The organism is Pseudarthrobacter sp. R1 (assembly GCF_024494415.1).
GTDB lineage: Bacteria > Actinomycetota > Actinomycetes > Actinomycetales > Micrococcaceae > Arthrobacter.
Map to the genome: position 1 here is coordinate 45,918 of NZ_JAMKFI010000006.1, position 13,993 is coordinate 59,910.

Here is a 13,993-nt window from a genome sequence, read left to right on the forward strand (position 1 = left end):
GGGATATTCAAGTGATACCTGTCCATGATTGTGCCCGACACCGGGGTCAGCGCAAGGCCGGTACCGTTTCCCCCGCCATGCGGCTGAGGGCGGCCGCGGAGGCAGTAGTCATTTCTGCAGGCACTCCGAGGTCGGAGAGGTAACTCGCAGTGTCCTGCATTTCCTTCGAGCGGCGGAGGGCATGCTTGACTGTACCGGTCAGGAAACGGTCGATGACTGCCTGGCCGTCCCCGGCCAACTGGCTGGCGATCTGGGCACGGATCCACTCTTCGAGTCCGGCTGCCTTACCGGCGTTGACGGCTTCGACGACGACGGAGGCCAGCCCCTTCATCAGGACGCTACGGAGGAGTTTGTGGGCCATGGCTGCACCGGGCTCGCCCTCCGCGATTTCAACGTCCACTCCAAGCGGGCCAAGCAGATTCACAACTGCCTGGGCACCGGGGCCACTGACCATGAGGGGCGTCTTCTCCCCCAGCGCGGAAACCGGACCAAGGATGGCGACGTCGGCAAAGTCGGCTTTGCCGGGCAGCCGTCCGAGCTCCTGCATGACGCCGGGCGAGGATGAGGTGAAGTCCGCGTAGCAGCTGCCTGCCTCCAGGACCGGAAGGCATTCCTTGGCTACACTTCGCGCCGCCGCAGCTCCCGTCAGGACCAGGACGATGTCAGCCCCTGCACAGGCTTCGGCCGCCGTTGCTGCACGGGTGACGCCGGCAGGAGTGGACGGGGCAACCGGATCGAACCCGGTGACCTGGTGGCCGGCGGCTGTAAGTGCCGCAGCGTAGGTGGCGCCGGCTTCGCCGAGACCGATGATGGTTACCGCTGTCATGATGTCGTCTGTCTTTCTCGTATTAGTGGCGGGCCGCGACGATGGCTTGCCGGCGGTTGGTCTCGTCGGCAAAAACTGCTTCCGCAGCTTCGGCTACCGCGGCTGCCTGTTCACGGGGAATGACCACGACGCCGTCCGAGTCACCGATGATGACATCGCCCGGCAGGACTGGCACGCCGCCGAAGGCCAGCGGCGTTCCGAGGCGGAACGGGCCGTTCTTGTAAGGACCGGCGGGGGTAGTAGCCCGGGCGAAGACGGGCATGCCGATCTCAGCCAGCGCCTCGGCGTCGCGCGCTGCTCCGTCCAGTGCGAAACCTGCGATGCCGAGGTTGATGGCACGCTCACCAATGAGTTCCCCCAAGAGGGCGCGGGACTCATCCCCGCCGCCGGCGACAACGATGACGTCCCCGGGCCGGGCGGACTCAAGGGCCTTGTGGATGCCCTTGTTGTCGCCGGGCCTCGTCCAGACGGTGAAGGCGGGCCCGGCGAGGAGGGCACCGGGCCAGATGGCCTGGATGGCGGAGTTTGCGACGCCGAGCCGGTCCATGGCGTCACCGATGTTGGCGGCGGGAAGCTTGGCGAGCCGTTCCACCAGGTCCTTCTCGGGGCGGGGAAAGTCGGCGTCGATGGTGTCAAGTGCTGGGGTTGTCATGATGGGTTCTTCCGTCGGCTGGGTGCGGGAGTATTAGTCGGTTTTTTGGACCAGCGGGAGGGCCTTCTTGAAGTCCTCTTCCTGTCCGGCCCAGAACTGCTTGTAGTCTTCGGCGGGGAGGTAGCTGGTCTGCAGGCCGAGGTCATTCATCTTCTGCGCTACAGACGGATCCTCGATGGCCGTCTTGATGGCGGCTTCGAGCTTCTTTGCCACGCCTTCCGGCAGGCCGGCGGGGGCTGAATAGCCGCGGGCGGTGCCGGCTTCGAGGTCGTAGCCTGATTCCTTGAACGTGGGAACGTCGGGCAGCGAGGGTGCCCGCTCCGACGACATGACGCCCAGGACGCGGGCCTTGCCCTGCTTGGTCAGGTCGGTCACGTCGCTGACGTTGGCCACGAGGACATCAACGTGCTTGCCCAGGAAGGCTGTGGTCGCCTGCGAAGCACCTTCGGAGAAGTGGACAGGGGCAAACTCTGCGCCGGTGGTCTCCTGGACCTGTGCCAGCGCGAAGTGTTCGCCTGTCTGCAGGCCGGTGGTGCTGGCGGTCATGGACTTCGGGTTTGCCTTTGCAGCGTCCAGGAGGTCCTTCAGCGTCTGGTACGGACTGTCCGGCTGGACGGCGATGACGGTGGGGTCGATGACCTGCCGGCCGAGGGGCTGGAAGCTGTCGCGGGTGTACTTGGCGCCGCGGGACGGATCCAGGGGCGAGACGACGACGGACGGGGAGCCGGTGGCGCCGATGGTGTAGCCGTCGGGTGCGGCGCTGGTCAACTGGGTGTAGCCGATCTGGCCGCCGGCGCCGGGCTTGTTGACGACCTCGACGTTCGTGCCAAGTTCCTTTTCCAGGATGGGCTGGATGAGCCGGGCGGCAGTGTCGACGGCGCCGCCCGAGGAGAAGGCGACCACCAGGTCGATGGTCTTGCCCTTCCTAGGGAAGTCGTCGGCGGCGGCGTTGTTGCCGGCCCCGGCGTTGGCGCCGCAGCCGGTGAGGGCGATGAGGGTTGCTGCTGCGAACGCAGCGGCGATGCGTGAACGGGTGTTCATTGTTCTTCTCCTTTGAAGGGGTATGGAGGGCAGTGCGGTGAAGGGTTTGGATTTAGGTTTCGGGGTCTTCGTTCAGTGCCTTGGGCTTGCGCAGCTTGAGCAGCGGGCTGAAGACGATCAGGAGGCCGAGTCCGATCAGGACCGCGGAAAAGGGGCGGCTGGTAAAGATGCTGAAGTCGCCCTGGGAGATTTCGAGGGATTCGCGCAGCGAACGTTCCATCAGGGGGCCGAGCACCAGCGTCAGCACCATGGGCGCCAGCGGGATGTCCAGGTGCCGGAGGGCCAGGCCCAGGAGGCCGAACCCGATCATCACGAAGACATCGAAGACGCTGAAGTTGATGGTGTAGGCACCGATGACCATAAAGAGCAGGATGAGTGCGGTCAGGATCGAGGACGGGACGCGGAGGATGGAGGTCCAGAGCCCCACCAGCGGGACGTTAAGGACCAGCAGGAGCAGGTTGCCGATGAAGAGGCTGGCAATGATGGCCCAGGCGATTTCGGAGTGTTCGGTGAAGAGGGTTGGCCCCGGAGTCAGGCCCTGCTGGAGGAAGGCTCCCATCAGCACGGCGATAGTGGGTGACGCCGGAATACCGAGGGTGAACAGCGGGATCAGCGCGGCGTTGGCGTGGGAGTTGTTGGCTGTTTCCGGACCGGCGACGCCTTCGATGGCACCCTTGCCGAGTTCATTGCGGTGGCGGGAGAACTTCTTTTCCGCGCCGTAGGCCAGCAGGGAGGATACCGAGCCGGTCATGCCGGGGATGAGCCCCAGGCCGAAGCCGATGCCGGTGCCGCGGGCCATGGCCGGGGCACTGCGCCGCCATTCTTTGCCGGTGGGAAGCAGCGAACGGAAGTTGGGCGCGTGCACCGCAGCCGGCTGGTCGCCCTTGCGGTAGGACAGGAGTTCCGAGAGGCCGAAGACACCGACGATGACGGCCACGAAGCTGACGCCGTCCAGGAGCCGGTCCATGCCGAACGTGAAGCGCGGAGCACCGGCCACCGGGTCGATTCCCACCATGGCGATCAGCAGGCCCAGGGCTCCGGAGATGACTGCCTTCACCATGGATTTTCCGGCCAGCGCGACAAGGAGCGATATGCCCACGACCATGAGGGCGAAGAATTCCGGCGGTCCGACGAGCAGTCCCAGTTCACCAAGCGGTTTGGCGGCTGCCACCAGGCCCAGGGTGGCTACTGTTCCGCCGACAAAGGATCCGACGGCGGCGATGGTCAGCGCTGCTCCGGCCTTGCCGATTTTGGTCATCGCGTAGCCGTCAATGGTGGTGATGGCCGAGGCGGCTTCACCGGGAGTGTTCAGCAGCACGCTGGTGATGGTTCCCCCATAGGCGGTGCCGTAGAAGATGGCACACAGCATGATGATCGCGCCGGTAGCGGGCCGGTTCAGGGTGAGGGCCAGGAGCAGCGCGACGCCGGCTACCGGCCCGATGCCGGGCAGGACGCCGATGATCGTGCCCAGGAGGCAGCCGAGGAAGGCGAAGAGCAGGTTCTGCCAGGTCATGGCGGCAGCGAAGCCGCCCATAAGTTCGTTGAAGATATCCACGTTCAGAGTCCGATCGTGTTCAGCAGGGGGAAGGCTGAGACGGGCAGTGCCACGTTGAGGCCGTAGTTGAAGGCGTAGAACGCGCCCACGCTGCTGGCGAGGGCCGTTATCAGCGACGAGATCCAGGACCGGTGGCCGCGCAGCTTCAGGTGGTACATGAGGAAGAGGAACATGCTCAGCTGGAAGCCGAGCAGGTCCATAACTGCTGCGAGGATCGTCAGGCTCAGGACGACGGCGATCACCAGGCCGCGGTCAACGCCTTCCGCTGCGTCGCTGGGCCGGCGGAGTTCCTGGAGCAGCCAAAGTACGGCCATGGCAACGAGGACCGCGCCCATAGCAAACGGGAAAAGGCCGGGGCCGGGTCCCAGGGAAGTCCAGAGACCAAGCTCGATCGAACTGACCAGGACGTAAACGCCGACGGCGGCGAAGGCACCGATACCCACCAGCACGGAGGGAGCCACTCGGGCGGCGCTCTCGGGTTTCGTCATAAGTGACTCCGTTGTCATCGGTTCCTTCTAACTCTGGTGCTTTCATTCCGCGTTGTTTTATTTCACAGAATGAAACTATATTGCGTACAGAGAAATAGTGACAGCAGACACACCGACTGTCAAGCGCAAGGAACTTACATACAATGAAAGAATGGCGATGACGACATCCACGGAACCCTCGGCTGAGGAAGGCCCCAAGGCCTCCAACATGCGCTCCCTCTCCCGGGCCATGGAGGTTTTCGCTGAACTCCAGCGTGCAGAGCGGCCACAGCGGCTCAGCGACCTCGCCAGGACATGCGGCATGAGCCTGCCTACCACCCTGAGAATCCTGCGGGTGCTTCAGGATTTCGGCATGGTCAGCCAGACGGACAAGTCCTACCGGATCGGCCCGGCTGTCCTGCCCGCCGCCCGCAGCTTTCTCGAGAACGACCCGCTCGTCGTCTCCGCCCGCCCCGTCCTTCAGCAGGTGGCCTCACAGACGGGACTGACGGCGTCGCTCTATACGCGGCTCGGTTTCGAGCGGATCCTTGTGGCCCGGGTCGACGGCGAGGCTCCCCTCCGGTATGACCTGCCCCTGGGTAAGCGGCTCCCCCTCACGCTGGGCGCTGCGGGCAAGATCCTGCTCGCGTCAGCGTCCGACGACGAGCTTCAGCAGGTGGTGGCCGCGGCAATCGCAGGCGGTCAGGAGAGCGCCGCGTTTACGGTCGAATCGCTGCGCTCCCGGTTGCCTGAGCCATCCGCTGACTACGCGTACTCAGCGGACGAGCGGGCCACAGGAGTTGTCTCGGTGGCCGTCGCCGTGCCCAACAGGCTGGGGCGGCCCAGCGAGTCCATCTCGCTCACCAGCCCTGTTGAGGCAGCCAGCGAAGCGACGCTAAAAGCCGGAGTGCCGGAACTCCGCCGCGCCGCCGGGAGGCTTTCGGAACTGCTCGAGGGCTCCGTCTACTAGGGCTTCCACCACAGCAGGTAGATTTGAGCCGATGATTTCCATTGACCGGGACGACCCCGCACGCGGCGACGTCCATCAGCTCCTCAGCGAACACCTGGCGGACATGTACGCCACGTCTCCGGCCGAAAGCGTCCATGCCATGGACCACTCCGCCCTGTCCGCGCCGTCAATGACGTTTTGGACTGCGCGTGAGGACGGCGCTCTGCTGGGATGCGGCGCGCTCAAGCTCCTGGATGCGCCATCCGGCTCCGCGATGCATGGCGAAGTCAAGTCGATGCGCACTACGGCAAGCGCACGGGGACGGGGCGTAGCCACCTTGATGCTCCGCCACATTCTCGATGACGCCCGCGCCCGGAACCTCGAGCGTGTCTACCTTGAGACCGGCACCGAGGATTACTTCTCCTCCGCGCGCCGACTGTACGCCCGAAACGGCTTCATCGAGTGCCCGCCGTTCGCTGACTATGCCCTGGACCCCCACAGCGTTTTTATGGAACTCCGCCTCTAAAGAAGGTTCCGCCAACGATGCCCATCAGCTGGCCGGTGACATTGATCAACACAGCCGTAGGCTACTACTGGGTAGGCCGGACATGAGGGCGGCCTCGGGTCCCGGAGGGAACGACGAGTGGACAGTAGTGCTGGTTACTGGTTCTTGAATGGCGATGAGTGGGGGAACGTTGCCACCGACGTGCACGCGGGCGGTGATGGATCGCCATCCTGGTCTGAGGGCAATCTGGTGCGGCCCCTGATTCACGGTGCCACCTACTTCGCCCGGCTGCATGAGGAGCTGTCCGCTCTGCAGGCCGGAGACCGTGTGTGGTTCACCGACTGGCGTGGCGACGGCGACGAGCGGCTCACCCCGGACGGGCCTACGATCGGCGAGTTGCTGGCCCGGTTGGCACGGGCGGGCGTGGAAGTGCGCGGCCTGATCTGGAGATCCCACGGCGAGCGTGTGTCTGCCCCCATGAGCAACCTGTCCAATGAGCACCTCAGCCGTCAGATCAACGACGCCGGCGGCGAGGTGCTGCTGGACCAGCGGGTGCGCCTCTTCGGCTGCCATCACCAGAAACTGTTCGTCATCCGCAATAGCAATGATCCTTCGCGGGACGTCGCGTTCGTGGGCGGGATCGACCTTTCCCACAGCCGCCGGGACGATGCCGATCACTTGGGAGACCCGCAGACGGTGGACATGGATCCCCGGTACGGGAAACAACCTCCGTGGCACGATGACGCCCTCGAACTGCGCGGTCCGGTTGTGGCGGACGTGCTGGAATTGTTCGCGGAAAGGTGGGATGACCCCCATCCTTTGGACCATCGCACACCTTACCGGATGCTGCTGCAACGCCTGGCCGATATGCCCCGGCACCCCGAACCCCTGCCGGAAACTGCGCCGCCACCGCCACCGGCTGGTCCCCACGCCGTGCAGCTGCTCCGCACCTACGGCGTGAAGCATCCGCCATTCCCGTTCGCACCCCATGGTGAGCGGAGCGTTGCCCGGGCGTACACAAAAGCCTTCGGCCTGGCCCGTTCGCTGATTTACATCGAGGACCAGTACCTGTGGTCGGCTGAGGTGGCAGCCGGAATCGCAGCGGCCCTCGAACAGAACCCCGGGTTGAACGTGATCGCCGTGGTGCCCCGCTACCCCGACTCCGACGGTCCGCTGGGAGGGCCGCCCAAGCGGCTGGGGCAACTGCGTGCCATTGAAACGATAAGCCGCGCCGCCCCGGACAGATTCGGCGTGTTCAATCTGGAGAACAAAGCCGGGACGCCGATCTATGTCCATGCCAAGATCTGCATCATCGATGACACTTGGTTCACGTGCGGGTCGGACAACTTCAACCGTCGGTCCTGGACCACGGACAGCGAGCTGACCTGCGCAGTCATCGACACCAGTGCTGCTCAGCGGGAAGCGCCGATGGCAGACACTGGTCCGGGAGCTTCCCGCCCGTTGGCCCATGGTCTCCGGCTCCAACTCTGGGCCGAACACCTGGGCCTCGAGGAGAGTGACCCCCGGCTCCACGATCCGGCGGACGCCCTCGGCCTATGGAATGCCGCCGCCGACGCCCTGGACAATTGGCATAAAACCGGCGGCCGATCGCCCCGGCCCAACGGACATGTAAGGCATCACAGCACTGCACCTGTCTCGCCCCTTCAACGACTTTGGGCCGCTCCTGCAAACCGCTTCCTGGTGGACCCGGACGGCCGTCCCCGCAAGATGCGCGGCACTACCAGGTTCTAGGGGCACCATCAGGGTCCAGGTGCACTAACCGCTTTCAGGCGCACCGCCAGGTTCTAGATGCACAACCTGGTTCCAGACGCACTACCAGGTTCCAGGCAGGACAGGCTGAGCCGGGCTTCAGGCAGCGAGGCGCGCCTGTATGACCTGTTCAAAGGGGCTAACGGTAAGGGGTAGCCAGCCGGGTGGCATGAGTGGTGGTTCACGGTCCGGGTGTTCGGCTGGATAGTATCGGCCGGTTGGAGACGTCCAGCCAGGTGGCTGATTCACGCTTGCCTCTGTTGGTGTCCACCCCGTTCGGTGTTTGAGCCGGTGGTGTTTCGGGCATGCCTGTCCAAGGTTGCTGATCCCGGTGGCCCCGCCATGCTGCCAGGCCTTGAGATGGTCCGCCTCATTATCCAGGCTGTGGTTGCTGCAGCCCGGGAAGGTGCATCTGCCGTCCCGCATCTTGAGCCATCGCTTCAGTGTTTCCGGGAGCCGGTAGTTGGTGCGCCCGATTTCCAGCGGCGCTCCATCCCTCGGGTCTACTAGAACGCGATAGAACGAGCTGGCACCGTCAGCAACCAGCTTCCGTGCCATCGACGCCGGGACCGGCCCCAGCCCATCGACTTCGGCGGGTTCGTCCGTCAGGCCGAGAAGGGAGAAGACCGGAACGGTCACGAGCACCTCTGCCTTAGGCGAGGGCACGTCTCCCGCATCGTGGTTTGTACTGCCCAGCAGCAACCCTGCGGCGATGTCGGCGCACAACTGGGTGAGGGTGCGTGGTTCCTGCGGGCCTTGGAGGGCGCGGGCCTGCGCGGTTGTCCTGTTCCGGATGGCACAGGCAGTATCCCCAGGAATATACAGCGAGATCCAAGCCATGCCGTCCCGGTCCGGGCTGTACTCCATCCGCCGGTCCGCCGCGCTCTTCGCGTGGCGTTCCTCAATTGACTCGGGGTGGTGGCGTTCGCGCCAGGCCCGGAGCTTCCGCCGGAGCCGGGCGGGCACCAGTTCTCCGGGTGCGGCACCGCGAACCTGTTCGTCGGGGCCGAAAAAGTGTGCCTCGAGAGCGGAGGCTGCCGCGGGCGTAAGGCCGGCAGTTTCCTCGACCACACTGCGGGCGTGCTGCCAACCAATGGTGCCGGCTTCCAGGGCATCGAGTGCCGCCGGCAACGAGGTGGTCAGCGCATGGGCTTCCCCAAGGAGGGCAGCTGCGGCGCGTTCGCCGATGGTGAGCGTACAAGCGACTTCTGCCACGCGGCTCATCTCCTGGGCGGTCGCCTCGTATGCGCTGGCCGGCGGCCCCTCCATCGCGTCTGTGGCTTCCGCGTAGGCGGCCACCAGCCGGACCTTCACCGCCGCCGTCACGGACTCAACCCGTGCCAGCACCCCGAGGCCATCCAGACACGCTTCGGAAAACTCCTGCAACGGATCAGTATCAGCGTAGGGAAAACGGTCAACTCCACCCGCGGCCATCGGGCAGGCAACAACACCGGTGAGCTCATTAACCAGCCCTGCCAGCGAGGCGACGGCAGCCACTAACGCCGCCCTGCCTTCCGCATCGACAACCACACCGGTCTCCATAACCAAAGCATGGCAGGGGGGTCTGACATTTTCGGAAGTCCTGTTTGTGCTGGGTGGTGCGGACGGCCGCTACCCGTGGGCGTCGCGTTTTGGCTGAGTCTTTCGCCGGTTTCGACATAATAATTCGCAGCCAAAGGCGCGCACCTTTACGTTCTGGCGGCGATCAGGCTGGCTCTGGCTGGGTTGGCGTGCCGGGTCCGTGTGGCGCCCCGTTCTCCCGCGCCTTCGTCAGCGTGAATATCCCATAACGCATCGCACCGGTGCGGTAGGCCAGGATCAGGCGGGGGATGCTCAGGATGAAGATGCGATTGCGGGCGCCGAGGGCGAGGCGGCGGGTCTCGCGGTCCACGAGCAAGGCCTTCACAAGCCGACGGGCGCACACCGTCCATGTGCGCGCTACGCGGCGGCTGACATCTTCGTAGCCCTCGACCGTAAACCCTGCCGCCATTGCCATCGCTTCGTACTCCTCGCGGGTGCCCATCGAGGGCAGGCGCCCTTCGCGGCAGATCGGCTCGAGCAAATGGCGGACCTTCCACCCCCTCGCATCAGTCCCGGCGAGCCACGCGCAGACGACGAAGCGGCCTCCGGGCAACAGCACGCGATGCGCCTCGTCAAAGAACCTCGGCTTATCAACCATGTGCTCGCTCGACTCGATCGCCCATGCGGCATCGACCGAGGCATCGGGCATCCCGTTGACAAGCCAGTCACGGAGACGGATGTCTACGCCGGGTACGGGAGGCGCGGCGGCATAATCGGCCTGCTCAGCGGAGATCGTGAAGCCGGTGACGCGCACCCCGCGTGTCACCGCGAGCTGCCTTGCGGTGGAGCCATAGCCGCAGCCGATGTCAACGCACGCCTCGCCGGGCATAAGGCGCAGACGATCGCCGACCTTGTCGACGAGCGCTTCGACGGCCTCTGCGGGCGCCTCGCGACCCCTCGCCCAGAGCCCGTGATGGACATGGTCACCCCACACCCGGCGATAGACAGGATCGAGCTCGTCGTAGTGACCCGCGACTGCGACGGCGTCCTGGGAAATGTTGGGGACGATCACGCCCTCACGCTATAACGCTGATCCATGCATAGGAAGAGTAGGAAGCGGACGACGGCGGCTCCTCCCGCCGTCGTCCGCTTGGCTTTATCCGCTTGTTTAGGCGGCGCACCCGCCAGCCGACGTGAAGCCCGGCGTCATACAACGTGACAGCCTCCGGATCCGGGCAGGGAACGCCCTACCCTTATCTGGTGACTTTGACTAAGATTCGCACCGCCGCCGCGAGCTCCCTCGCCGCCGCAGGTCTCCTGTTTTCCCTCGCCGCCTGTTCGGCGCCTGCCACCCAGCCAGCCGCCTCCGCTCCGGCGTCCTCGGCAGCAACTTCATCGAGCGCCGCACCCAGTGCCTCCGGGCCCTGCGACGGTGTAGAGGTCATCGTTGATTCGGGTGCGCTGAAGCAGGCAGCCGCCGACACCTCCGTTTGCGTAGATGTGGACGAGCCCACTGTTGCTGCGGATGTGCTCAAGGAGGCCAACATCAAGACCGAGGGCACCGAGCAATACCCCACTGAACTGGTGTGCCGCGTGAACGGTGTCCCCGCCGCTGACCTCGACATCACCCACAAGGCCGGCACGTACCGGGAAGAATGCAAGGGCATGCCCGCCGCCTTCGCATACTGGTCCCTCTGGGTCAAGCCGGCCACCGGTGACTGGGCCTACGCCCAGGAAGGCCTCGCCACGCTGAAGGTGAGCCCCGGCGAGAGCCTGGAACTGCTCTACACGGTCGACGGCGAACCGGCCGCCCCCAAGGCATGACCTTCCGACCCGCGCCGTTACGTGCAGCGGCGGCCCTCGCCGTCGTCTTCGTCGCGGCGCGGGTCATCTACCGCGTCCTTTTCAACGGCGCGGGCCTTGGCGGGCCGGTCCTGCTCGACCTGCCGGCCATGCGGCTCCCTGCCCCGTACGCGCATGTTGTCTTCCTTGGCCCGGTCACGGGGCAAGGCCTGTGGGAAGCGGTCCTCTCCGCCCTGCCGATTGCCGCCATGTTCCTCGGCTTCGGGCTGCTCAACGCGTTCGTGGACGTGGCCCGGGGCTTCGTGCACCTGGCCCGCCGCGGCCCCATGCAGGGCGTGGCTCGGACTCTCGTAGTGGCCTGGGCTGCGCTCCCGGCATTGGCCGACGCCGTTGCCTCCGTACGCCTGGCGTTCCGGCTGCGGGGCGAAAAGTTTGGACCCCGCGCCTTGGTGCCCATCCTCGAGCGCACCCTTGAGCACGCGAGCCGGGTTGCCGCGGCCCTGGAATTGCGCGGCTTTGGGAGCAGGGCGGCACACCAGCCCTGCCGGGGTACTGAAGCCCCGGTCCTCATCCGGGACGCCCAGTTCCGCATCGGTGACGCGACGGTGCGCGTTGCCGGCTTCACGCCGTCGAGCGGTTCAGTAACCGTCATCACCGGGCCCACCGGCTCCGGCAAGTCCACCATCCTGCGTGGCATCGCCGGCCTGCTCTCGCACGTGGACGGTGGAGAAGTTTCAGGCACCGTAAGCGTCGCCGGAGCTCACCGTGCCACCACTCCCCCGCGCGACACCGCCCGCACCGTAGGCGTCGTCCTGCAGAATCCCCGCACCGCCTTCGCCAGCACCCGGGTCCGGGACGAAATCGCCCTCGCCCTTGAGCTGCGCGGTATTCCATCCGCTTCCACCAAGGCCCGCGTGCTGGAGGTCGCCGAACGTGTGGGTGTCACGGATCTGCTGGACCGGAATCTCAGCACCCTCTCCGCCGGTGAAGCAACGCTCGTCGCCATCGCCGCCGCTGTGGTGGATCATCCGGCCCTGCTCCTGGTGGATGAGCCCCTGGCAGACCTGGACACCACTGCCCGCGGATGCGTCATCACCGTGCTCAGCGCCCTCGCCCGCGATGCCGGTGTCTGCGTCATCGTGGCGGAACACCGGGCGGAAGCGCTCGTGCCGATCGCGGATTCATGGTGGACCATTGACGACGGCGCCCTGGTCCCGGGTGCCGCGCCCGCGCCTTCCGCCCCCGTCCAGGCCATTCCGGCGCAGGCCCAGCCGACGGACCTCGCGCCCGTGCTGGCGGCGACAAACTTTGCGGTGCACCGCAAGGGCAGGCCGCTCGTGCGCGACGCGTCCCTCACTCTGCATCGTGGTGAAGTGATGGCCCTGGTGGGGCGGAACGGGGCCGGGAAGTCGTCCCTCCTGGTGGCGCTTGCGTTGGATGAGGGCACGGGCACTGAAGGCTCGGGCGTTGTAAAAACGTACGACGGCGGCATGGCCGACGGCGTCCGCGTCGCCTTGGTGCCGGACGCCTCGGACGACCTCTTCACCAGGGATACCGTCGGGGGCGAGCTCCGTGCCGCAGAGCGACGCCTTGCGCGCCGAAAGAATGGCGGACACCCTGAGCCGGGTTATGCAGCTGCACACCTTGCCCGGTTGCGGGGCGACATGACGATTCCCATCGGGCACGAGCATCCGCGCGACCTTTCCGCCGGCGAGCGCAGGATCCTGGCCATCGCGCTGCAGACCCTGGACCATCCCCAGGTCCTCCTGATCGACGAGCCCACCCGCGGCCTCGATCCTGCAGCGCGCGAGGCAGTCGCCTCAGCGCTGCGGGCGGCGGCGGACGCAGGCGCGGCGGTCCTGATCGCTACGCACGACCTCAATTTTGCCCACGGCCTCGGCGCCCGGATCCTCCCGATGCGTGACGGCGTCGCGCCCTCTGCTGTGGAGGACAACGCGCTGGAACCGGCACCTCTGCTTCTCCGGAAGGCAGGTGCCGGACCAAAACCAGCAGCAACTGACGAGCAACCAGACTCCCATGTCAAGGAAAGGCAGCACCGCATCCGGATGCCGCGAGGCGTCGAGCTCGCCGTCCTCGCAGCCGCAAATCTTCTGGCACTCGCCGCATTCTGCTGGCCGTTGCTTGCCGCGGCCCTCCCCCAAGATGCCGCCGCAGCCCTCCCCTACGCTGCCCTGGCCATCGCACCCATAGCCGCCGTCGCCGTCGTCGTGTCCCTGGACGGTTCCGTCCGCTCGGCACACACGGTGGCGCTGCTCGGCGTCCTGGCAGCGGTAGGTTCGGCGGTGCGGGTGGTGAGCACCGGCGTCGGGGGTGTGGAGGCAGTCTTTATCCTGCTGATCCTGGCCGGCCGGGCGTTCGGTGCCCGTTTCGGCCTGCTCCTCGGCGCCGCCACCATCGCCGTCTCCAGCGCGGTGTGGGGTGGGATCGGGCCCTGGACCCCGTTCCAGATCTTCGCCTGTGCATGGGTGGGCGCGGGCGCCGGCCTGCTCCCCCGCCGGGTGCGCGGGCGGGCGGAACTGTGGATGCTGTGCGGCTACGGCGCCGTGGCGTCCTACCTGTTCGGCCTGCTGACCAACCTGTGGTTCTGGCCCTTCGCGGTGGGAGCCGGCACCGGCATCTCGTACGAACCCGGTGCGCCCCTGGCCACCAACCTCAGCAGCTTCCTGCTGTATTCGCTGGTGACGTCGACGGCGGGCTGGGACACCCTGCGTGCTGTCACCACGATCATCGGAATCGTTGTGGTGGGGCGGGCCATCCTCGCCGCGTTCCGGCGGGTGAAGCCGGTCTCAAGCGTGGGCAGTCAGTCCGCAAAGGCGCGCTCCACCCAACCCACGGACCGGCTACAACTCAAGGTCTGAGGACCCCGCCGAAAATAGTGGCAGG

The 13,993-nt window shown here is 66.2% G+C and carries 12 protein-coding genes; 5 read left to right on the forward strand and 7 right to left on the reverse strand.

Annotation, left to right across the window (positions count from 1 at the left end):
• Positions 1-46: 46 nt before the first annotated feature.
• From M8J71_RS06315 to M8J71_RS06335, 5 genes are read right to left on the reverse strand one after another with little or no spacing between them, the layout of a single operon-like run.
• Positions 47-826 carry an NAD(P)-dependent oxidoreductase gene (locus M8J71_RS06315; protein WP_256247116.1) on the reverse strand — a complete coding sequence of 260 codons (780 nt, stop codon included), beginning with the start codon at positions 824-826 and terminating at the stop codon, positions 47-49.
• A gap of 22 nt (positions 827-848) precedes the next feature.
• Positions 849-1,478 (reverse strand): methyltransferase, encoded by a 630-nt coding sequence (locus M8J71_RS06320; protein ID WP_256247117.1) that lies wholly within the window; start codon positions 1,476-1,478, stop codon positions 849-851.
• 33 nt (positions 1,479-1,511) lie between these two features.
• Entirely contained in the window at positions 1,512-2,519 is a 1,008-nt protein-coding gene (locus M8J71_RS06325; RefSeq protein ID WP_256247118.1) for a tripartite tricarboxylate transporter substrate binding protein, read from the reverse strand.
• 52 nt (positions 2,520-2,571) lie between these two features.
• Positions 2,572-4,074, reverse strand: coding sequence for a tripartite tricarboxylate transporter permease (locus M8J71_RS06330; protein ID WP_256247119.1), 1,503 nt, complete (start codon positions 4,072-4,074; stop codon positions 2,572-2,574).
• A 2-nt stretch (positions 4,075-4,076) separates the two neighbouring features.
• Positions 4,077-4,580: a tripartite tricarboxylate transporter TctB family protein gene (locus tag M8J71_RS06335; RefSeq protein ID WP_256247120.1), complete on the reverse strand. Its 504-nt coding sequence runs from the start codon at positions 4,578-4,580 to the stop codon at positions 4,077-4,079.
• Between the two features lie 139 nt (positions 4,581-4,719).
• Here M8J71_RS06335 and M8J71_RS06340 point away from each other — a divergent pair, with 139 nt between their 5' ends.
• The 3 genes from M8J71_RS06340 to M8J71_RS06350 all read left to right on the forward strand — a co-directional run bounded on the left by M8J71_RS06340 (position 4,720) and on the right by M8J71_RS06350 (position 7,747).
• The gene (locus M8J71_RS06340) at positions 4,720-5,511 is read left to right on the forward strand and encodes an IclR family transcriptional regulator (RefSeq protein ID WP_256247381.1); all 792 of its coding nucleotides are present in this window, start codon (positions 4,720-4,722) and stop codon (positions 5,509-5,511) included.
• Between the two features lie 31 nt (positions 5,512-5,542).
• Positions 5,543-6,016 (forward strand): GNAT family N-acetyltransferase, encoded by a 474-nt coding sequence (locus M8J71_RS06345; protein WP_256247121.1) that lies wholly within the window; start codon positions 5,543-5,545, stop codon positions 6,014-6,016.
• 228 nt (positions 6,017-6,244) lie between these two features.
• The gene (locus tag M8J71_RS06350; protein ID WP_256247122.1) at positions 6,245-7,747 is read left to right on the forward strand and encodes a phospholipase D family protein; all 1,503 of its coding nucleotides are present in this window, start codon (positions 6,245-6,247) and stop codon (positions 7,745-7,747) included.
• 117 nt (positions 7,748-7,864) lie between these two features.
• Here M8J71_RS06350 and M8J71_RS06355 read toward each other — a convergent pair whose 3' ends face one another.
• On the reverse strand, positions 7,865-9,307 hold the full coding sequence (locus M8J71_RS06355; RefSeq protein WP_256247123.1) for an HNH endonuclease signature motif containing protein: 1,443 nt from the start codon (positions 9,305-9,307) through the stop codon (positions 7,865-7,867).
• A gap of 163 nt (positions 9,308-9,470) precedes the next feature.
• A complete protein-coding gene (locus M8J71_RS06360) occupies positions 9,471-10,358 on the reverse strand; it encodes an SAM-dependent methyltransferase (protein ID WP_256247124.1) in 888 nt (295 codons plus the stop codon).
• Positions 10,359-10,546: 188 nt separating this feature from the next.
• Between M8J71_RS06360 and M8J71_RS06365 the strand changes: the two genes are divergently transcribed.
• Positions 10,547-11,110, forward strand: coding sequence for a hypothetical protein (locus M8J71_RS06365; protein WP_256247125.1), 564 nt, complete (start codon positions 10,547-10,549; stop codon positions 11,108-11,110).
• On the forward strand, positions 11,107-13,968 hold the full coding sequence (locus M8J71_RS06370; RefSeq protein ID WP_256247126.1) for an ATP-binding cassette domain-containing protein: 2,862 nt from the start codon (positions 11,107-11,109) through the stop codon (positions 13,966-13,968). Before M8J71_RS06365 ends, M8J71_RS06370 begins: the two co-directional genes overlap by 4 nt.
• Positions 13,969-13,993 lie beyond the last annotated feature (25 nt).